Origin of the sequence: Enterobacter cloacae complex sp. AR_0002 (assembly GCF_001922365.1) — a bacterium.
GTDB lineage: Bacteria > Pseudomonadota > Gammaproteobacteria > Enterobacterales > Enterobacteriaceae > Enterobacter > Enterobacter hormaechei_C.
Window position 1 is genome coordinate 377,797 of sequence record NZ_CP018814.1, and the last position, 21,039, is coordinate 398,835.

The following is a 21,039-nucleotide window of genomic DNA, read 5'->3' on the forward strand; positions in this document are numbered from 1 at the left end:
AAACTCTTCAGAAGGAATTGCTTAACTGTTACACACAGCTTCAACCCGGGCAGCTCCGCACGAGCAACCTGAAAGTGAAAAGATATGATAAATGCAAATCGTCCGATAATGAATCTCGACCTCGATCTGCTGAGAACGTTTGTTGCGGTCGCCGATCTCAACACTTTTGCAGCAGCTGCTGCCGCCGTTTGCCGTACCCAGTCCGCCGTGAGTCAGCAAATGCAGCGGCTGGAACAACTGGTTGGTAAAGAGCTTTTTGCGCGTCATGGGCGTAATAAGCTTTTAACAGAACATGGTATTCAGCTTCTGGGTTATGCCAGAAAGATACTGCGCTTTAATGATGAAGCCTGTATGTCATTAATGTTTAGCAACCTTCAGGGAGTGTTAACATTAGGGGCGTCAGATGAATCAGCAGATACCATTTTACCCTTCCTTCTCAACCGAATTAGCTCGGTTTATCCGAAGCTTGCCCTGGACGTTAGCGTTAAACGCAATGCCTTCATGGTTGAGATGCTGACAGAAAACGAGGTTGACCTGGTGGTCACCACGCATCGACCTGGCCAGTTTGACAGCCTGACGCTGCGTACTTCTCCAACGCACTGGTACTGTGCCGCGGAGTATGTATTGCAGAAAAGTGAGCCGATACCCCTGGTCCTGCTGGATGATCCCAGTCCATTCCGCGATATGGTGCTGGCAGCACTCAACGAAGCCAGTATTCCATGGCGCCTGGCGTACGTGGCGTCAACCTTGCCCGCAGTGCGAGCGGCGGTGAAGGCTGGGCTTGGCGTAACGGCCCGTCCGGTGGAAATGATGAGCCCCGATCTGCGTGTGCTGGGTCAATCCGAGGGACTCCCGTCGTTGCCGGATACGGAGTACCTGCTGTGCCATAACGCCGCCAGCAACAACGAGCTGGCAAAAGTGGTATTCGAGGCAATGGAAAACTACCACAATCCATGGCAGTACGCGGCTGTTACTCCCGAAGGAGGGGATGACTCCCTGATTGTGGAAGGGGATTTTGAGTGATCATTCCCTCAAAATTCTCGTAACAAAATGTAAGTGCAAAAAAGAGCCACTCGCATGATTTTTTCCTGCGAGTGGTTTTTTTTGCTATTCATAACCGCGGGCGGAGCAGGGATAAAGCAAATACCGCTTATTTATCAATGCAGAAAATGCTTTTGATTAAGATGTAAACAAGACCTGTACTAACTTACCTCATACCCCACCGATGTTAAAAAAACAGGAAATATGTTGCTGTTTTTTTGATTGAATTAACAAAAGCGTGTCTCAGATCAAGAAAATACTCCCATTTGGGGGGAGGAATCGTTGGCAAATCCTGTCAAAATAGGAGGGTTATTTTTTTTACTTCCAAAACGGACACGATTCAACAAGATGCATTTGACGGAAAGTCATGTACCCACCAGGGTTAAAGGGCACCAAATGTTAATGAGAATCGCACGTTGTAATTTAATGTGAAGAAACCTTTGTTAAAGTTGACAAAAGGTTATAGAAAGGAGTAAAAAACCCCATCATTTTGCTGTCTATGTCTCATTTCTGACAGTTAGTGTAAGGTTATTTTGTTCCTCCCCATGAATCGATGTGATGCCCATCTGCCAGCAAGAGCAGTGTCGTCGGTATCACTTTTGATGAGTAAGCAATGAGTATGTCAACATCCACAGAAATCATCGCTCATCACTGGGCATTCGCAATCTTTCTTATTGTAGCCATTGGCCTGTGCTGCCTGATGTTAGTCGGCGGCTGGTTCCTGGGCGGTCGCGCCCGCGCAAGGCACAAAAACACACCTTTCGAATCAGGTATTGATTCAGTAGGTACCGCTCGCTTACGCCTGTCTGCCAAGTTTTACCTGGTAGCCATGTTCTTCGTCATTTTTGACGTGGAAGCGCTTTACCTCTTCGCGTGGTCTACCTCCATTCGCGAAAGTGGTTGGGTGGGCTTTGTCGAGGCCGCAATTTTCATTTTAGTGTTACTGGCCGGTCTGGTTTATCTGGTGCGTATTGGCGCGCTGGACTGGACACCTGTGCGTTCACGCCGTGAACACATCAACCCGGAAAACAGTATCTCTAATCGTCAGCAGTAACAGCGAGGCAATAAGATGGATTATACGCTCACCCGCATAGATCCTAACGGTGAGAATGACCGTTACCCCCTGCAAAAACAGGAGATCGTAACCGACCCCCTGGAGCAAGAAGTCAACAAAAGCGTGTACATGGGCAAGCTCGAACATGCCATGCACGACATGGTCAACTGGGGTCGTAAGAACTCCATCTGGCCATACAACTTTGGCCTTTCTTGCTGCTACGTTGAAATGGTGACGTCATTCACTGCGGTGCATGACGTTGCGCGTTTTGGGGCCGAGGTACTGCGTGCTTCTCCGCGTCAGGCTGACCTGATGGTGGTGGCAGGGACCTGCTTTACCAAGATGGCACCGGTTATTCAGCGTCTTTATGACCAGATGCTGGAGCCAAAATGGGTTATCTCCATGGGCGCATGTGCAAACTCCGGCGGTATGTACGACATTTATTCCGTTGTGCAGGGCGTTGATAAGTTCATTCCGGTGGATGTGTACATCCCGGGTTGCCCGCCGCGTCCAGAGGCCTATATGCAGGCGCTGATGCTGCTCCAGGAGTCAATTGGTAAAGAACGCCGCCCGCTTTCATGGGTTGTTGGCGATCAGGGTGTCTATCGCGCGAACATGCAGTCTGAGCGCGAGCGTAAACGTGGTGAACGTATTGCCGTCACCAACCTGCGTACGCCTGACGAAATTTAATTTGCGCCTGTGGGCCTGGAGAACACCTTCGCATATCACTACTCAAATAGCGCGAAGCCAGGCTTAACAGTCACCACGGACCATTTGCAATGGTGAACAATATGACCGACTTAACCGCGCAAGAAGCCGCCTGGCAGACTCGGGATCATCTCGATGACCCGGTCATTGGCGAACTGCGCAACCGTTTTGGGCCGGATGCCTTTACTGTTCAGGCCACCCGCACCGGGGTACCCGTTGTTTGGGTGAAGCGTGAGCAATTACTGGAAGTTGTCGATTTCCTCAAGAAATTGCCAAAACCTTACGTCATGCTGTTTGACTTACACGGCATGGACGAACGTCTGAGAACGCACCGCCAGGGTCTCCCTGCCGCGGATTTTTCCGTTTTCTACCACCTGATCTCAATAGACCGCAACACGGATATCATGCTCAAGGTGGCATTGTCTGAAAACGACATGCATCTGCCGACGATCACCAAACTTTTCCCGAACGCCAACTGGTACGAGCGTGAAACCTGGGAAATGTTCGGCATGACCTTCGACGGCCACCCGCATCTGACGCGCATCATGATGCCGCAGACCTGGACCGGCCACCCGCTGCGTAAAGACTACCCGGCACGCGCCACCGAATTCGACCCGTTTGAGCTAACCAAAGCCAAGCAGGATCTGGAGATGGAAGCGCTGACCTTCAAGCCGGAAGACTGGGGCATGAAGCGCGGCACCGAAAACGAGGACTTCATGTTCCTCAACCTCGGTCCGAACCACCCGTCTGCGCACGGTGCTTTCCGTATTATCCTTCAGCTTGACGGCGAAGAGATTGTCGACTGCGTGCCTGACATCGGCTACCACCACCGTGGTGCCGAGAAGATGGGCGAGCGTCAGTCCTGGCACAGCTACATTCCGTATACCGACCGTATCGAATACCTCGGCGGCTGCGTGAACGAAATGCCATACGTGCTGGCCGTTGAGAAACTGGCAGGCATCACCGTCCCGGATCGCGTTAACGTGATTCGCGTAATGCTGTCTGAACTGTTCCGTATTAACAGCCACCTGCTGTACATCTCCACGTTCATTCAGGACGTCGGCGCGATGACGCCGGTCTTCTTCGCCTTTACCGACCGTCAGAAAATCTACGATCTGGTAGAAGCGATTACCGGTTTCCGTATGCACCCAGCCTGGTTCCGCATCGGTGGTGTGGCGCACGATCTGCCGCGCGGTTGGGACCGTCTGCTGCGTGAATTCCTCGACTGGATGCCGAAACGTCTGGCGTCTTACGAGAAAGCTGCGCTGCGTAACTCCATCCTGAAAGGCCGTTCCCAGGGCGTTGCTGCCTACGGCGCGAAAGAAGCGCTGGAGTGGGGGACTACCGGTGCTGGCCTGCGTGCGACCGGGATTGATTTCGACGTGCGTAAAGCGCGTCCTTACTCTGGTTACGAGAACTTCGACTTTGAAGTCCCGGTTGGCGGCGGTGTTTCCGACTGCTACACCCGCGTGATGCTGAAAGTGGAAGAGCTGCGCCAGAGCCTGCGCATCCTTGAGCAGTGCCTCAACAACATGCCGGAAGGCCCGTTCAAGGCGGATCACCCGCTGACGACGCCGCCACCGAAAGAGCGCACGCTGCAACATATCGAGACCCTGATCACCCACTTCCTGCAAGTTTCCTGGGGCCCGGTCATGCCGGCACAGGAATCCTTCCAGATGATTGAAGCGACCAAGGGTATCAACAGCTACTACCTCACCAGCGACGGCAGCACCATGAGCTACCGCACCCGCGTGCGTACGCCAAGCTTCGCGCACTTGCAGCAGATCCCGGCCGCCATTCGCGGCAGTCTGGTCTCCGACCTGATTGTGTATCTGGGTAGTATCGATTTTGTTATGTCAGATGTGGACCGCTAATTATGCACGAGAATCAACAACCACAAACCGAGGCTTTTGAGCTGAGTGAAGCAGAGCGTGCCGCCATTGAGCACGAGATGCACCACTACGAAGACCCGCGTGCGGCGTCCATTGAAGCGCTGAAAATCGTACAGAAACAGCGTGGTTGGGTGCCGGATGGGGCGATCTATGCGATCGCAGAAGTGCTGGGCATTTCGGCAAGTGACGTAGAAGGCGTAGCCACGTTCTACAGCCAGATCTTCCGTCAGCCGGTAGGCCGCCATGTGATCCGCTACTGTGACAGCGTGGTCTGCCACATCACCGGTTATCAGGGCATTCAGGCTGCGATTGAGAAGAAACTCAATATTAAGCCGGGCCAGACCACGTTCGACGGACGTTTTACTCTGCTGCCAACCTGCTGCCTGGGTAACTGCGACAAGGGGCCGACCATGATGATTGATGAGGACACTCACAGCCATCTGACGCCGGAAGCGATTCCTGACCTGCTGGAGCAGTACAAATGAAAACTGTAATTCGTACTGCTGAGACGCATCCGCTGACCTGGCGTCTGCGTGATGACAAACAGCCGGTATGGCTCGACGAATATCAGAGCAAAAACGGCTATGCCGGTGCGCGTAAAGCCCTTGGCGGCATGGCGCCGGACGACATCGTTAACGCGGTGAAAGAGTCTGGCCTGAAAGGCCGCGGTGGTGCGGGCTTCTCCACCGGTCTGAAGTGGAGCCTGATGCCGAAAGATGAATCCATGAACATCCGTTACCTGCTGTGTAACGCCGATGAAATGGAGCCGGGTACCTATAAAGACCGTCTGCTGATGGAACAGCTGCCGCACCTGCTGGTGGAAGGCATGCTGATCTCCGCGTTCGCGCTGAAAGCGTACCGTGGCTACATCTTCCTGCGCGGCGAATACATCGAAGCGGCGGAAAACCTGCGTCGCGCGATTGCCGAAGCCACCGAAGCGGGACTGCTGGGTAAAAACATCCTGGGCACCGGGTTTGACTTCGAGCTGTTCGTGCACACCGGTGCCGGGCGTTATATCTGCGGTGAAGAAACCGCGCTGATTAACTCCCTGGAAGGCCGCCGCGCGAACCCGCGCTCCAAGCCACCGTTCCCGGCAAGCTCCGGCGTGTGGGGTAAACCGACCTGCGTCAACAACGTCGAAACCCTGTGTAACGTCCCGGCGATCCTTGCGAACGGCGTGGAGTGGTATCAGGGCATCTCCTCAAGCAAAGATGCTGGTACCAAGCTGATGGGCTTCTCCGGTCGGGTGAAGAACCCTGGCGTCTGGGAGCTGCCGTTCGGCACCACCGCACGGGAAATTCTTGAAGACTACGCCGGCGGCATGCGCGATGGCCTGAAATTCAAAGCCTGGCAGCCGGGTGGGGCAGGGACGGACTTCCTGACCGAAGCCCACCTTGACCTGCCAATGGAGTTCGAAAGCATTGGTAAAGCAGGTAGCCGTCTGGGTACCGCGCTGGCGATGGCCGTCGACCACGAGATCGGCATGGTATCCCTGGTGCGTAACCTGGAAGAGTTCTTCGCCCGCGAGTCCTGCGGCTGGTGCACACCGTGCCGTGATGGTCTGCCGTGGAGCGTGAAGATCCTGCGTGCTATCGAACGTGGCGAAGGCCAGCCTGGCGATATCGAGACACTTGAGCAACTGTGTCGATTCTTAGGACCGGGTAAAACCTTCTGTGCCCACGCACCGGGCGCCGTCGAGCCGCTGCAAAGCGCGATTAAATATTTCCGCGACGAATTCGAAGCAGGCATCAAGCAGCCGTTCAGCAATACCCATTCGATCAATGGTATTCAGCCGAACCTGCTGAAAGCGCGCTGGTAAAAACAGAATTTTGATTAACGCTCGGTTTCGGCCGAGCCAACTGGAAGCATGCTAATGGCTACGATTCATGTAGACGGCAAAGAATACGAAGTCAACGGGGCGGACAACCTGCTGGAAGCTTGTCTGTCTCTTGGCCTCGATATTCCGTACTTTTGCTGGCATCCGGCGCTGGGCAGCGTCGGTGCTTGCCGCCAGTGTGCGGTGAAGCAATATCAAAACGCGGAAGACACGCGTGGTCGCCTGGTGATGTCCTGTATGACGCCAGCCGCCGAAGGCACCTTTATTTCGATTGATGACGAAGAAGCCAAACAGTTCCGTGAAAGCGTGGTGGAGTGGTTGATGACCAACCACCCGCACGACTGTCCGGTGTGTGAGGAGGGCGGTAACTGCCACCTTCAGGATATGACCGTCATGACCGGTCACAGCTTCCGTCGCTATCGCTTTACCAAACGTACCCACCGTAACCAGGATCTGGGGCCGTTCATCTCTCACGAAATGAACCGCTGCATCGCCTGCTACCGCTGCGTGCGTTACTACAAAGATTATGCAGACGGTCAGGATCTGGGCGTATATGGCGCGCATGACAACGTCTACTTCGGTCGTCCGGAAGACGGTACCCTTGAAAGCGAATTCTCCGGTAACCTGGTAGAAATCTGTCCGACCGGCGTATTCACGGATAAAACCCACTCTGAACGTTACAACCGTAAATGGGACATGCAGTTTGCGCCAAGCATCTGCCAGCAGTGTTCCCTTGGCTGTAACACCAGCCCGGGTGAACGTTACGGCGAACTGCGTCGTATCGAAAACCGTTACAACGGTACCGTTAACCACTACTTCCTCTGCGACCGCGGTCGTTTCGGCTATGGCTATGTGAACCTGAAAGACCGTCCGCGTCAGCCGGTTCAGCGCCGTGGCGATGACGTCATTACCCTCAACGCTGAGCAGGCGATGCAGGGCGCGGCAGATATTCTGCGTCAGTCGAAGAAAGTGATCGGCATTGGCTCCCCGCGCGCCAGCATCGAAAGCAACTTCGCGCTGCGCGAGCTGGTTGGGGCGGAAAACTTCTACACCGGTATCGCCCAGGGCGAGCAGGAACGTCTCCAGCTGGTGCTGAAAGTGCTGCGTGAAGGCGGCATTCACACGCCTGCGCTGCGCGAAATCGAATCTTATGATGCGGTTCTGGTGCTGGGTGAAGATCTGACGCAGACTGGCGCACGCGCGGCCCTGGCGGTTCGTCAGGCGGTGAAAGGCAAAGCACGTGAAATGGCAGCGGCGCAGAAAGTGGCTGACTGGCAGATTGCGGCCATCCTCAACATCGGTCAGCGCGCGAAGCATCCTCTGTTTGTGACTAACGTCGACAACACCCGTCTGGACGATATCGCGGCGTGGACCTACTGCGCGCCGGTTGAAGATCAGGCGCGCCTCGGATTTGCCATTGCCCACGCGCTGGACAGCAACTCGCCGGCCGTTGAACTGGATCGCGACCTGCAAAACAAGGTCGACGTGATTGTTCAGGCGCTGGCGGGGGCGAAGAAACCGCTGATTATTTCCGGTACTAACGCCGGTAGCGCAGAGATCATTCAGGCCGCAGCCAACGTGGCCAAAGCCCTGAAAGGCCGCGGTGCTGACGTCGGTGTGACCATGATTGCCCGTGCGGTGAACAGCATTGGTCTGGGCATGATTGGCGGCGGCTCGCTGGAAGCTGCGTTAAGCGAACTGGAATCCGGTGCCGCTGACGCCGTTGTGGTGCTGGAAAATGACCTGCATCGCCATGCTTCTGCCGCTCGCGTTGACGCCGCGCTCTCCAGAGCGCCGCTGGTGATGGTTATCGACCATCAGCGCACCGCGATCATGGACAAAGCGCATCTCGTACTCTCTGCGGCAAGCTTCGCAGAAAGTGACGGGACGGTGATCAACAACGAAGGTCGCGCCCAGCGTTTCTTCCAGGTTTATGACCCGGCCTACTACGACAGCAACACCGTGATGCTGGAAAGCTGGCGCTGGCTGCACTCTCTGCACAGCACCGTGCAGAGCCGTGAAGTGGACTGGACGCAGCTCGACCACGTTATCGACGCGGTTGTTGAGAAACTGCCTCAGCTGGCGGGTATTAAAGATGCCGCGCCGGATGCAAGCTTCCGCATTCGCGGCCAGAAACTGGCGCGTGAGCCGCACCGCTACAGCGGTCGTACCGCGATGCGCGCCAACATCAGCGTGCACGAACCGCGTCAGCCGCAGGATAAAGACACCATGTTCGCCTTCTCGATGGAAGGGAACAACCAGCCGTCTGCGCCGCGTTCGCAAATCCCGTTTGCATGGGCACCGGGCTGGAACTCCCCGCAGGCATGGAACAAATTCCAGGCTGAAGTGGGCGGTCACCTGCGCCACGGCGATCCGGGCGTGCGTCTGATTGAAGCCTCCGAAACCGGTCTGGACTTCTTCACCACCGTTCCGGCGAGCTTCCAGGCGCAGGAAGGTCACTGGCGTATTGCACCGTACTACCATCTGTTCGGTAGCGACGAAATGTCCCAGCGTTCTCCGGTATTCCAGCAGCGTATGCCGCAGCCGTACATCAAGCTCAACCCGGCGGATGCCGCGAAGCTTGGCGTTAACGCGGGTGCGAACATTGCCTTTAGCTACGACGGCCAGACAATCAGCCTGCCGCTGATTATTTCTGAACGCCTGTCAGCAGGGCAGGTGGGTCTGCCGATGGGTATGCCTGGCATCGCGCCGGTCCTGGCGGGTGCGCATCTTGATAACCTTCAGGAGGCAAAAGCATGAGTTGGTTAACGCCGGATCTTATCGACATCCTGCTGAGCATTCTGAAAGCGGTTGTGATTCTGCTGGTGGTGGTCACCTGCGGCGCGTTCATGAGCTTTGGTGAACGTCGTCTGCTCGGTCTGTTCCAGAACCGTTACGGACCGAACCGCGTGGGCTGGGGTGGTTCACTCCAGCTGGTCGCGGACATGATCAAGATGTTCTTTAAAGAGGACTGGGTTCCGCGCTTCTCGGACCGCGTGATCTTTACGCTGGCGCCGATGATCGCCTTCACCTCGCTGCTGCTGGCGTTTGCTATCGTTCCGGTCAGCCCGACCTGGGTGGTCGCTGACCTGAACATCGGCATTCTGTTCTTCCTGATGATGGCAGGCCTCGCGGTTTACGCGGTGCTGTTCGCAGGCTGGTCCAGTAACAACAAATACTCGCTGCTGGGTGCGATGCGTGCTTCCGCGCAGACGCTGAGCTACGAAGTGTTCCTGGGTCTCTCCCTGATGGGCGTGGTGGCGCAGGCCGGTTCATTTAACATGACCGACATCGTCAACAACCAGGCCGACATCTGGAACGTTATCCCGCAGTTCTTTGGGTTTATTACCTTTGCCATCGCGGGCGTGGCGGTGTGTCACCGTCACCCGTTTGACCAGCCAGAAGCCGAACAGGAACTGGCCGACGGTTACCACATTGAATATTCCGGTATGAAGTTCGGTCTGTTCTTCGTGGGCGAGTACATCGGTATCGTCACCATTTCGGCGTTGATGGTAACCCTGTTCTTTGGTGGCTGGCATGGCCCGTTCTTACCGCCGTTCATCTGGTTCGCGCTGAAAACCGCGTTCTTCATGATGATGTTCATTTTGATTCGCGCAGCGTTACCGCGTCCGCGTTATGACCAGGTAATGTCCTTCGGCTGGAAAGTGTGCCTGCCGCTGACGCTCGTCAACTTGTTGGTAACGGCGGCTGTCATTCTCTGGCAGCAGCCATAAGGGGCTTTGAGATCATGACCTTAAAAGAATTATTGGTAGGTTTCGGCACCCAGGTACGCAGTATCTGGATGATCGGCCTGCATGCGTTTGCCAAACGCGAAACCCGGATGTACCCGGAAGAGCCGGTATATCTGCCGCCGCGCTACCGTGGACGTATCGTGCTGACGCGCGACCCGGACGGTTCCGAGCGTTGCGTTGCCTGTAACCTGTGTGCGGTAGCGTGTCCGGTGGGCTGTATCTCTTTGCAAAAAGCAGAGACGGTAGACGGCCGCTGGTATCCTGAGTTCTTCCGCATCAACTTCTCACGCTGCATTTTCTGCGGTCTGTGTGAAGAAGCGTGCCCAACCACGGCGATTCAGCTGACTCCAGACTTTGAGCTGGGTGAGTACAAGCGTCAGGATCTGGTGTACGAGAAAGAGGATCTGCTGATTTCCGGTCCGGGCAAATACCCGGAATATAACTTCTACCGGATGGCGGGTATGGCAATCGACGGCAAAGATAAAGGCGAAGCTGAGAACGAAGCTAAGCCTATCGACGTCAAGAGCCTGTTACCGTAAGGAGAGGGCAATGGAATTCGCTTTTTATATCTGTGGCCTTATCGCCATCCTGGCTACGCTGCGAGTGATCACGCACACCAATCCGGTGCATGCGCTGCTGTATTTAATCATCTCGCTGCTGGCTATTTCCGGGGTGTTCTTTGCGCTGGGCGCGCACTTCGCCGGTGCGCTGGAAATCATCGTCTACGCCGGGGCCATCATGGTGCTGTTCGTGTTCGTGGTGATGATGCTCAACCTGGGCGGCTCTGAAATTGAGCAGGAACGTCAGTGGTTAAAACCGCAGGTGTGGATTGGCCCGGCGATTCTGTCGGCCATCATGCTGGCGGTGATTGTTTACGCCATTCTGGGCGTCAACGACCAGGGTATCGACGGGACGCCAATCAGCGCGAAAGCCGTGGGTATCACCCTGTTTGGTCCGTACGTTCTGGCGGTTGAGCTGGCCTCGATGCTGCTGCTGGCGGGTCTGGTTGTGGCCTTCCACGTTGGCCGCGAAGAGCGTGTCGGCGAGGTGCTGAGCAACCGCACTGACGACCGCGCGAAAAGAAAAACGGAGGAACGCGCATGATCCCCTTAACACATGGACTGATCCTCGCTGCGATTTTATTCGTTCTGGGCTTAACCGGTCTGGTTATCCGCCGCAATCTGCTGTTTATGCTGATCGGTCTGGAAATCATGATCAACGCTTCCGCGCTGGCCTTTGTGGTCGCCGGCAGCTACTGGGGCCAGACCGATGGTCAGGTGATGTACATTCTCGCCATCAGCCTCGCGGCTGCTGAAGCGAGTATTGGCCTGGCGCTGTTGCTACAGCTCCATCGTCGCCGCCAGAACCTGAACATCGATTCAGTAAGTGAGTTGCGTGGATGAACATGCTTGCCTTAACCATTATTTTTCCGCTGATTGGCTTCGTGCTGCTGGCGTTTTCTCGCGGCCGCTGGTCTGAGAATCTGTCTGCCACCGTGGGCATTGGCTCTATCGGCCTGGCTGCGCTGGTCACAGCGTATGCGGGTATCGACTTCTTTAACAATGGACGTCAGGCCTACAGCGTACCGCTGTGGAACTGGATGTCGGTCGGTAACTTCAACATCGGTTTCAACCTGGTGCTGGATGGTCTGTCTCTGACCATGCTCTCCGTGGTCACCGGCGTCGGCTTCCTGATCCACATGTTCGCCTCCTGGTACATGCGCGGTGAAGAGGGATACTCCCGCTTCTTCGCCTACACCAACCTGTTTATCGCCAGCATGGTGGTTCTGGTGCTGGCCGATAACCTGCTGCTGATGTATCTGGGCTGGGAAGGCGTGGGTCTGTGCTCTTACCTGCTGATCGGTTTCTACTACACCGATCCGAAGAATGGCGCAGCGGCCATGAAAGCGTTCGTCGTGACCCGCGTGGGTGACGTCTTCCTCGCTTTCGCGTTGTTCATTCTCTACAACGAACTGGGCACGCTGAACTTCCGCGAAATGGTGGAACTGGCGCCGGCGCACTTCGAAGCAGGCAACAACATGCTGTGGTGGGCAACGCTGATGCTGCTGGGTGGCGCCGTGGGTAAATCCGCGCAGCTGCCGTTGCAGACATGGCTGGCCGACGCGATGGCGGGTCCAACCCCTGTCTCCGCGCTGATCCACGCCGCGACCATGGTTACCGCCGGTGTCTACCTGATTGCGCGTACCCATGGCCTGTTCCTGATGACCCCGGAAATTCTGCATCTGGTGGGTATTGTCGGTGCGGTTACGCTGGTGCTGGCAGGCTTTGCCGCGCTGGTGCAGACCGACATCAAACGCGTTCTCGCGTACTCCACCATGAGCCAGATTGGTTACATGTTCCTGGCGCTGGGCGTTCAGGCGTGGGACGCAGCCATTTTCCACCTGATGACGCACGCGTTCTTTAAAGCGCTGCTGTTCCTCTCATCCGGTTCGGTGATCCTGGCCTGCCACCACGAGCAGAACATCTTCAAAATGGGCGGACTGCGTAAGTCCATCCCGCTGGTCTATGTCTGCTTCCTGGTGGGCGGCGCGGCGCTGGCGGCACTGCCGCTGATTACCGCGGGCTTCTTCAGTAAGGACGAAATCCTTGCGGGCGCCATGGCGAATGGTCATATCAATCTGATGGTTGCGGGTCTGGTCGGTGCGTTCATGACCTCCCTGTACACCTTCCGTATGATTTTCATCGTCTTCCACGGTAAAGAACAAATTCACGCTCACGCAGGGAAGGGGATTACCCACCACCTGCCGCTGATTGTGCTGCTGGTCCTGTCCACCTTCGTTGGCGCGATGATTGTGCCACCGTTGCAGGGTGTACTGCCGGCAACAACCGAGCTTGAGCACGGTCGCGTTCTGACGCTTGAAATCACCTCCGGCGTAGTGGCTATAGCGGGCATCCTGATTGCCGCATGGCTGTGGCTGGGCAAACGCACGCTGGTAACTGCCGTTGCCAACAGCGCGCCGGGCCGTCTGCTGGGCACCTGGTGGTACAACGCGTGGGGCTTCGACTGGCTGTACGACATGATCTTCGTGAAGCCGTTCCTGGGCATTGCGTGGCTGCTGAAGCGCGATCCACTGAACAGCCTGATGAATATCCCGGCGATCCTCTCTCGCTTTGCAGGTAAAGGCCTGCTGTTTAGCGAGAACGGTTATCTGCGCTGGTATGTGGCGTCCATGAGCATCGGTGCGGTTGTCGTGCTGGCGCTGCTGATGGTGTTGCGTTGATCGTAAAGTGAATTTTATTCGAATTCGTTGAAAATCAGGCCCCTGCTGGGGGCCTTAAAAAGGAATGTAAATCGCCATGTTACTACCCTGGCTAATATTAATTCCCTTCATCGGCGGCTTCCTGTGCTGGCAGACCGAACGCTTTGGCGTGAAGATGCCGCGCTGGATCGCGCTGATCACCATGGGATTGACGCTCGCGCTTGGCCTGCAACTGTGGTTGCAGGGTGGCTACTCACTGACCCAGTCTGCGGGCCTTCCGCAGTGGCAGTCTGAGTTCATTCTGCCGTGGATCCCACGTTTCGGTATCACGATCCACCTCGCGATTGACGGTCTGTCGCTGCTGATGGTGGTGCTGACCGGTCTGCTCGGCGTTCTGGCGGTACTTTGCTCCTGGCGAGAAATCGAAAAATACCAGGGCTTCTTCCACCTGAACCTGATGTGGATCCTGGGCGGCGTGATCGGCGTGTTCCTGGCCATCGACATGTTCCTGTTCTTCTTCTTCTGGGAGATGATGCTGGTGCCGATGTACTTCCTGATCGCGCTGTGGGGTCACAAGGCATCCGACGGTAAAACGCGTATCACGGCGGCCACCAAGTTCTTCATCTATACCCAGGCGAGTGGTCTGGTGATGCTGATTGCCATCCTGGCGCTGGTGTTTGTGCATTACAACGCGACCGGTGTCTGGACCTTCAACTACGAAGACCTGCTGAAGACCCCGATGTCCCACGGCGTGGAATACCTGCTGATGCTGGGCTTCTTTATCGCCTTCGCGGTTAAAATGCCGGTGGTTCCGCTGCATGGCTGGCTGCCAGACGCGCACTCTCAGGCGCCAACGGCAGGTTCCGTTGACCTGGCGGGTATCTTGCTGAAAACCGCGGCTTACGGTCTGCTGCGTTTCTCCCTGCCGCTGTTCCCTAACGCCTCCGCAGAGTTCGCGCCGATTGCCATGTGGCTGGGCGTGATCGGTATCTTCTACGGTGCATGGATGGCCTTCACGCAGTACGACATCAAACGTCTGATTGCTTACACCTCCGTTTCCCACATGGGCTTCGTGCTGATTGCCATCTACACCGGCAGCCAGCTGGCGTACCAGGGCGCGGTGATCCAGATGATTGCGCACGGCCTGTCCGCTGCCGGTCTCTTCATCCTGTGTGGTCAGCTGTACGAACGTCTCCATACCCGCGACATGCGTATGATGGGCGGTCTGTGGGGCAAAATGAAATGGCTGCCGGCGCTCTCGATGTTCTTCGCGGTGGCGACTCTGGGTATGCCGGGTACCGGTAACTTCGTCGGCGAGTTTATGATCCTGTTCGGCAGCTTCAACGTGGTACCGACGATCACCGTCATCTCCACCTTTGGTCTGGTGTTTGCCTCCGTGTACTCGCTGGCGATGCTGCACCGCGCTTACTTCGGTAAAGCGAAGAGTGAAATTGCTGCACAAGAATTGCCGGGGATGTCGCTGCGAGAGCTGTTCATCATCCTGCTGCTGGTCGTACTGCTGGTGCTGTTGGGCTTCTATCCGCAGCCGATTCTGGATACCTCGCACTCCGCGATGGGTAACATCCAGCAGTGGTTTGTTAATTCTGCTTCTACTACAAGGCCGTAATTCGCCATGACAATAACTCCACAACAACTGATCGCGCTGCTACCGCTGCTGATCGTCGGATTGACGGTGGTGGTTGTGATGCTCTCCATTGCGTGGCGACGCAATCACTTCCTGAATGCGACCCTGTCCGTTCTGGGTCTGAACGCTGCGTTAGTCTCCCTCTGGTTTGTTGGCCAGGCGGGAGCGATGGACGTCACGCCGCTGATGCGCGTTGACGGCTACGCCATGCTCTACACCGGTCTGGTGCTGCTGGCGAGCCTGGCAACCTGTACCTTTGCGTACCCGTGGCTCGAAGGGTACAGCGACAACAAAGAAGAGTTTTACCTGCTGGTACTGATTGCTGCACTGGGCGGCATTCTGCTGGCGAACGCGAACCACATGGCCGCGCTGTTCCTTGGTATTGAGTTGATCTCACTGCCGCTGTTCGGCCTGATTGGTTACGCCTTCCGTCAGAAGCGCTCTCTGGAAGCGGCTATCAAGTACACCATTCTGTCTGCTGCCGCGTCGTCGTTCCTGCTGTTCGGTATCGCGCTGCTGTATGCACAGACGGGTAACCTCTCCTTCCTGGCCATCGGTAAGAGCCTCGGCGACGGCATGATGCATGAGCCGCTGCTGCTGGCGGGTCTGGGCATGATGATTGTTGGCCTTGGCTTTAAACTCTCTCTGGTTCCGTTCCACCTGTGGACGCCAGACGTCTACCAGGGTGCGCCTGCACCGGTCTCTACCTTCCTGGCGACGGCGAGTAAAATCGCTATCTTCGGCGTGGTTATGCGTCTGTTCCTGTACGCCCCGGTGGGTGACAGCGAAGCGGTTCGCGTGGTGCTGGGCATTATCGCGTTCGTTTCTATCATCTTCGGTAACCTGATGGCGCTGAGCCAGACCAACATCAAGCGTCTGCTGGGCTACTCCTCTATCTCCCATCTGGGTTACCTGCTGGTGGCGCTGATTGCGCTGCAAAGCGGTGAAATGTCGATGGAAACCGTGGGTGTGTATCTGGCCGGTTACCTGTTCAGCAGCCTCGGCGCGTTCGGCGTGGTGAGCCTGATGTCCAGCCCGTACCGTGGCCCGGATGCAGATTCCCTGTTCTCCTACCGTGGACTGTTCTGGCACCGTCCGATTCTGTCTGCGGTAATGACCGTGATGATGCTCTCTCTGGCGGGTATCCCAATGACGCTGGGCTTTATCGGTAAGTTCTACGTGCTGGCCGTCGGTGTGCAGGCGGGTCTGTGGTGGCTGACGGCGGGTGTCGTTATCGGCTCCGCGATTGGTCTCTACTACTACCTGCGCGTTGCCGTGAGCCTGTACCTGAGCGCGCCTCAGCAGCTCAACCGCGATGCGCCGTCCAACTGGCAGTACAGCGCCGGCGGTATCGTGGTGCTAATCTCCGCGCTGCTGGTGCTGATCTTCGGTATCTATCCGCAGCCGCTGATTGATATCGTGCAGCGAGCGATGCCGCTGATGTAAAAACAAAAAACCCGCCTCGGCGGGTTTTTTATTGTTTTCTCCCTCTCCCCGTGGGAGAGGGCCGGGGTGAGGGCACCAGCCCGCACAGAGTAAAACATGCCCAGGGCGCTACGCTTGCAGGGCATACGGGTCTTGTAGGTCGGGTAAGCGAAGCGTCACCCGACTAAGCTAACTGCTTCCTGCTTATAAGCGGCCCTTCAATCTTCTTCATCGAGCGGTCCAGCACCTCTTCAATCACCGACGATAGCTCATTTAGCTCAAACTTCGCCACATAGCCGTCCGCCTTCACTTTGCGAATATGATCTTCGTTCGCGTTGCCGGAAAGAGACGAGTGGATCACCACCGGAATATCTTTCAGTACCGGGTCGGTTTTGATTTTGCGCGTCAGCGTAAAGCCGTCCATCTCCGGCATTTCGAGGTCGGTCAATACCAGGGCAATCTTATCGGTAACGGGGACGCCCTCAGCCTGAGCCTGCGCGGCCAACTGAGTGATTTTCTCCCACGCGTCTTTGCCGGTGATATGCAGCTGGGCCGGGATCTCCATCGCCTGCAATCCCTTCTCCAGCATTGAGCGCGCCACTTTCGAATCTTCTGCAACAATCGCGACAGAGCCAGGCTTGATGTTGAATTTGGTGGTTTCCAGATGGGTGGCGTGCAGATCGTGGTTCGCCGGGGTGATGTCGTACAGGATCTGCTCCACGTCCAGCACCATCGCCAGATCGTTGGTATCCGTCTTCTCGTCCAGGCAGGCAATGCTGGTAATGTAGCGACCGCTGACGGCAGTTTCCGCAGCATGCACCTGCTTCCAGTCCAGACGCATGATGTTTTCCACCGATTCCACAGCAAACGCCTGCACGCTGCGGGCATATTCGGTGATCAGCAGGATGTTCAGCCCGGTGGCTGGCTTGCAGCCGGCGACGGCGGCCAGATCGATCACCGGGATCACCTGGTCGCGAATGTTCACCATCCCCATCAGTGGAGACTTCATTCCCGCCGGTTTGGTGAAGGTCGGCATCGGCACAATTTCGCGCAATTTGAACACGTTGATGCCGAACAGCTCGGATTTATTTTCGTTCAGAGAGGTGCCAAGACGGAACAGCAACAGTTCAAAACGGTTGGACAGGGTCAGGTTCGCCCTGTCATCAATATCTTTCTGGAAATTATCCATTCTACCCTCAAGAGAAATGCTGGCCTTTTAATCGTTATCGGCACGCTGAGGGAAAAATGAAGGACTAAACGCTGACCTGAGCAAAATCTTCCGCCAGCTCGCATGCCGGAAATACTTCCCGACACTCTGTCAGCAGGCTTTCAGCGCCGCGGACGTCATAGCGTGAGCTGACGTGAGTAACAATCAGTTTCCGGACGCCAGCCTCACGCGCCAGCTGCGCCGCCTGACGCGTTGAGCTGTGCCCCCGGCTGTTGGCTTTTTCTTCCATCGCCGCTTCCAGCGTCGCCTCATGCACCATCACATCCACACCCCCGGCAAGCCTGAGCGCCGAAGGGCAGGGGGCGGTATCCCCAAAAATAGCCAGTTTTTTGCCTGGCTGCGGCGGCGCGAGGTAATCCTGACCGTTGATGACGCGCCCGTCCTCCAGCGTGACGGTCTCGCCGTGCTTCAGACGCTGGAACAGCGGGCCAGGTTTCACCCCATCGGCCTGCAACGCGGCGGCGTTCAGCGCACCGGGCTTGTCATGCTCCTCAACGCGATAGCCGTAACATTCCACCGGATGGTTAAGCGGGTAAGCGCGCACCTGATAATCTCCGTCGTCGAACACCAGACCTTCGCCGATCTCCACCACCTCCAGCGGATAATCGGTCCACGAGCCGCTCAGGCGCAGCGTGGTTTCAACAAATTCCTGAATACCCGCAGGGCCATAAATGGTCAGCGGGTTAGCGTTACCGGCCATCGAACGGCTACACAGCAGGCCCGGCAGGCCAAACAGATGGTCGCCGTGTAGATGGGTGATAAATATTTTATCCACTTTCCCCGGGTGGTATGAGGTATGCAGCAGCTGATGCTGCGTACCCTCGCCGCAGTCAAACAGCCACAGCCCACCGCGGGTAGGATGCTTAAGATCCAGCAGAATCGCCGTCACGTTTCGTGAGCGGGTTGGCACCCCGGCGGACGTACCCAGAAAAATCAGTTCCATAACGCAATCAGCCCTTTGCCGAATGGGAAGGGGTTTAGTATAACGTGATGAACCCCAGGAAGGAGAAACACATGATCCAGTGGCAAGATCTACACCACAGCGAACTGACCGTGCAGTCACTCTACGCCCTGCTCAAACTGCGCTGTGAAGTCTTCGTGGTTGAACAAACCTGCCCGTATCAGGATATCGACGGCGATGACCTGGTCGGCGAGAACCGGCACATCCTCGGCTGGCGCGATAACGAGCTGGTGGCGTATGCGAGGATTCTGAAAAGCGAAGAGGAATTTGACCCTGTCGTCATTGGGCGCGTCATTATCAGTGGCCGCGCGCGCGGTGAAAAGCTGGGCTATCAGCTGATGGAAAAAACGCTGGACGCATGCCAGAAACAGTGGCCGGACAAGGCGTTATACCTGGGCGCGCAGGCGCATTTGCAATCATTCTATGGCCATTTTGGTTTTACCCCGGTCACGGACATTTACGACGAAGACGGCATCCCACACATCGGCATGGCACGCGAAGCGAAACAGGCGCAATAGCAATACGTTGTCTATAGTTACCGGACTGGTGTACTAACATGGAGAAAAATATGTCATTTCAATCCTGGGATACCCGAGTCGACGACGACCTGACGCTGCTAAGCGAAACGCTGGAAGAAGTGCTGCGCTCTTCAGGCGATCCTGCCGATCAGAAGTACATTGAGCTCAAAGCCCGCGCCGAGCAGGCGCTGCATGACGTGAAAAACCGCGTCAGTAACGCCTCCGACAATTATTACTACCGCGCCAAACAGGCGGTTTATCGTGCCGACGATTATGTGCATGAAAAACCGTGGCAGGGCATTGGGGTCGGTGCGGCCGTAGGGCTGGTGCTGGGTCTGCTGTTAGCCCGTCGTTAAGCCGGTAAACCACTCCCTACACGTGGGTACTGCTATTTATCGTCAGTACCCCGTATAATATAAGGCTTTAACAGGGAGAGGTTCGCGTGCACTCGATTTTCCTCGCGCTGCAAAGCCTGCGCACTCAGCTTGCGCAAGCATTGCCTGCTATACCCGGTTTACGCCATTTCGATGTCTCTTTCCCGTTAAACGACGCCTTCGATCCGCTGGCCTGGCTGGGTGTGCAGCGATGCTATCCTCAGTTTTACTGGCAACAGCGCAGCGGCGATGAAGAACTTGCCGCGCTCGGAAGCCTCGCCCAGTTTGATTCTCTGGCTTCGGCCTCGCGGTTTTTGCATGCCCGTGACGTAGCCAATGACACCCGTATCTGCGGCCTGAACGCCTTCAACCCGGCGCAGGGCAAGCTGTTTTTACCGCGCCTTCTCTGGCGACGGTCTGGCGGGGTCGCCACGCTGCGTCTGCAACTGTGGAGCGAAACGTCGCTGCGGGAAGATGCCCGTGAGGCGCTGAATTTTGTCGATAACCTGCGCGACGCCGCGCCGATCCGCCCGTTGTCCGTGCAGATTGTGCAGGAAACCCATCATCCGGAAAAACCGGACTGGCTGGCGTTGATTCGTCAGGCGACGGATACCCTTGCTCGCGGTGATTTTGAGAAAGTGGTGCTCGCACGTGCTACAGACGTTCAGTGCCAGCAGCCCGTGAACGCCATCGCGCTGATGGCTGCCAGCCGCGCGCTAAAACTCAACTGCTATCATTTTTGTATGGTCTTTGACGCCAGCAATGCCTTCCTCGGCTCGACGCCCGAGCGCCTGTGGCGGCGACGCGGCACGCTGCTGCGCACTGAAGCGCTGGCAGGCACCGTCGCCAGCCATTCTGACGATAAGCAGGCCCAGCGTCTGGGCGACTGGCTGATGAACGACGATAAAAATCAGCGGGAAAATATGCTGGTGGTGGAAGATATCTGCCAGCGTCTTCAGCACCATACCCGGACGCTGGAGATCCTGCCGGCGCAGGTGCTGCGTCTGCGCAAGGTGCAGCATTTACGCCGCTGTATCTGGACCGAACTTAAACAGCCTGACGACGAACAGTGTCTGCATATTTTGCAACCGACGGCGGCGGTGGCCGGGCTGCCGCGACAGGCGGCCCGAGAATTTATTGCGAAAGTCGAGCCGTTTGACCGGGAGTGGTACGCCGGTTCGGCGGGCTATTTATCGCGCGATCAGAGCGAATTCTGTGTGGCATTACGCTCCGCCCGCGTTCACAACGCTGCGCTGCGTCTTTATGCGGGGGCGGGCATCGTCAGCGGCTCCGATCCTGAGCAGGAGTGGCAGGAGATCGAAAACAAGGCCGCCGGGCTGCGTTCCCTTCTCCTAAGGGATTAATACTGATTCGTGCAATCCCG

19 protein-coding genes are annotated in these 21,039 nt (G+C 56.6%); 17 read left to right on the forward strand and 2 right to left on the reverse strand.

Features of this window, described 5'->3' with window-relative positions; all coding sequences use genetic code 11:
- Positions 1-84: 84 nt before the first annotated feature.
- The 14 genes from lrhA (at position 85) to nuoN (ending at position 16,595) form a co-directional block, all read left to right on the forward strand.
- The gene (gene lrhA, locus AM329_RS02005; protein ID WP_032609744.1) at positions 85-1,023 is read left to right on the forward strand and encodes a transcriptional regulator LrhA; all 939 of its coding nucleotides are present in this window, start codon (positions 85-87) and stop codon (positions 1,021-1,023) included.
- A 631-nt stretch (positions 1,024-1,654) separates the two neighbouring features.
- A complete protein-coding gene (gene nuoA, locus AM329_RS02015) occupies positions 1,655-2,095 on the forward strand; it encodes an NADH-quinone oxidoreductase subunit NuoA (RefSeq protein WP_032609742.1) in 441 nt (146 codons plus the stop codon).
- 15 nt (positions 2,096-2,110) lie between these two features.
- Entirely contained in the window at positions 2,111-2,785 is a 675-nt protein-coding gene (gene nuoB / locus AM329_RS02020; RefSeq protein WP_003861482.1) for an NADH-quinone oxidoreductase subunit NuoB, read from the forward strand.
- Between the two features lie 89 nt (positions 2,786-2,874).
- Entirely contained in the window at positions 2,875-4,677 is a 1,803-nt protein-coding gene (gene nuoC / locus AM329_RS02025) for an NADH-quinone oxidoreductase subunit C/D (RefSeq protein WP_003861484.1), read from the forward strand.
- A gap of 2 nt (positions 4,678-4,679) precedes the next feature.
- Positions 4,680-5,180, forward strand: coding sequence for an NADH-quinone oxidoreductase subunit NuoE (gene nuoE / locus AM329_RS02030; RefSeq protein ID WP_032609740.1), 501 nt, complete (start codon positions 4,680-4,682; stop codon positions 5,178-5,180).
- Positions 5,177-6,514, forward strand: coding sequence for an NADH-quinone oxidoreductase subunit NuoF (nuoF, locus tag AM329_RS02035; RefSeq protein ID WP_003861487.1), 1,338 nt, complete (start codon positions 5,177-5,179; stop codon positions 6,512-6,514). Before nuoE ends, nuoF begins: the two co-directional genes overlap by 4 nt.
- A gap of 54 nt (positions 6,515-6,568) precedes the next feature.
- Positions 6,569-9,292 (forward strand): NADH-quinone oxidoreductase subunit NuoG, encoded by a 2,724-nt coding sequence (gene nuoG, locus AM329_RS02040; protein WP_032609738.1) that lies wholly within the window; start codon positions 6,569-6,571, stop codon positions 9,290-9,292.
- Positions 9,289-10,266 (forward strand): NADH-quinone oxidoreductase subunit NuoH, encoded by a 978-nt coding sequence (gene nuoH, locus AM329_RS02045; RefSeq protein ID WP_003861490.1) that lies wholly within the window; start codon positions 9,289-9,291, stop codon positions 10,264-10,266. Before nuoG ends, nuoH begins: the two co-directional genes overlap by 4 nt.
- A gap of 14 nt (positions 10,267-10,280) precedes the next feature.
- Complete coding sequence (gene nuoI, locus AM329_RS02050) at positions 10,281-10,823, forward strand: NADH-quinone oxidoreductase subunit NuoI (protein ID WP_003861491.1); 543 nt, start codon at positions 10,281-10,283, stop codon at positions 10,821-10,823.
- 10 nt (positions 10,824-10,833) lie between these two features.
- The gene (gene nuoJ / locus AM329_RS02055; protein ID WP_003861493.1) at positions 10,834-11,388 is read left to right on the forward strand and encodes an NADH-quinone oxidoreductase subunit J; all 555 of its coding nucleotides are present in this window, start codon (positions 10,834-10,836) and stop codon (positions 11,386-11,388) included.
- The gene (gene nuoK, locus AM329_RS02060; protein WP_003861496.1) at positions 11,385-11,687 is read left to right on the forward strand and encodes an NADH-quinone oxidoreductase subunit NuoK; all 303 of its coding nucleotides are present in this window, start codon (positions 11,385-11,387) and stop codon (positions 11,685-11,687) included. Before nuoJ ends, nuoK begins: the two co-directional genes overlap by 4 nt.
- Positions 11,684-13,525 carry an NADH-quinone oxidoreductase subunit L gene (nuoL, locus tag AM329_RS02065; RefSeq protein ID WP_003861497.1) on the forward strand — a complete coding sequence of 614 codons (1,842 nt, stop codon included), beginning with the start codon at positions 11,684-11,686 and terminating at the stop codon, positions 13,523-13,525. The genes nuoK and nuoL overlap by 4 nt, the downstream gene beginning before the upstream one ends.
- A 76-nt stretch (positions 13,526-13,601) precedes the next feature.
- The gene (gene nuoM / locus AM329_RS02070; protein WP_003861498.1) at positions 13,602-15,131 is read left to right on the forward strand and encodes an NADH-quinone oxidoreductase subunit M; all 1,530 of its coding nucleotides are present in this window, start codon (positions 13,602-13,604) and stop codon (positions 15,129-15,131) included.
- 6 nt (positions 15,132-15,137) lie between these two features.
- Complete coding sequence (gene nuoN, locus AM329_RS02075; RefSeq protein WP_032609737.1) at positions 15,138-16,595, forward strand: NADH-quinone oxidoreductase subunit NuoN; 1,458 nt, start codon at positions 15,138-15,140, stop codon at positions 16,593-16,595.
- 163 nt (positions 16,596-16,758) lie between these two features.
- On the opposite strand, the gene AM329_RS02080 is transcribed toward nuoN, so the two are convergent.
- Positions 16,759-17,763 (reverse strand): chemotaxis protein, encoded by a 1,005-nt coding sequence (locus tag AM329_RS02080; RefSeq protein ID WP_003859465.1) that lies wholly within the window; start codon positions 17,761-17,763, stop codon positions 16,759-16,761.
- 64 nt (positions 17,764-17,827) lie between these two features.
- Positions 17,828-18,745 carry a ribonuclease BN gene (gene rbn / locus AM329_RS02085; protein ID WP_039264799.1) on the reverse strand — a complete coding sequence of 306 codons (918 nt, stop codon included), beginning with the start codon at positions 18,743-18,745 and terminating at the stop codon, positions 17,828-17,830.
- Between the two features lie 71 nt (positions 18,746-18,816).
- Between rbn and AM329_RS02090 the strand changes: the two genes are divergently transcribed.
- The 3 genes from AM329_RS02090 to menF all read left to right on the forward strand — a co-directional run bounded on the left by AM329_RS02090 (position 18,817) and on the right by menF (position 21,019).
- Positions 18,817-19,281 (forward strand): GNAT family N-acetyltransferase, encoded by a 465-nt coding sequence (locus AM329_RS02090; protein WP_023314583.1) that lies wholly within the window; start codon positions 18,817-18,819, stop codon positions 19,279-19,281.
- Between the two features lie 50 nt (positions 19,282-19,331).
- Positions 19,332-19,637, forward strand: coding sequence for a stress response protein ElaB (gene elaB, locus AM329_RS02095; protein WP_017693006.1), 306 nt, complete (start codon positions 19,332-19,334; stop codon positions 19,635-19,637).
- Between the two features lie 86 nt (positions 19,638-19,723).
- Positions 19,724-21,019: an isochorismate synthase MenF gene (gene menF, locus AM329_RS02100; protein WP_039264798.1), complete on the forward strand. Its 1,296-nt coding sequence runs from the start codon at positions 19,724-19,726 to the stop codon at positions 21,017-21,019.
- Positions 21,020-21,039 lie beyond the last annotated feature (20 nt).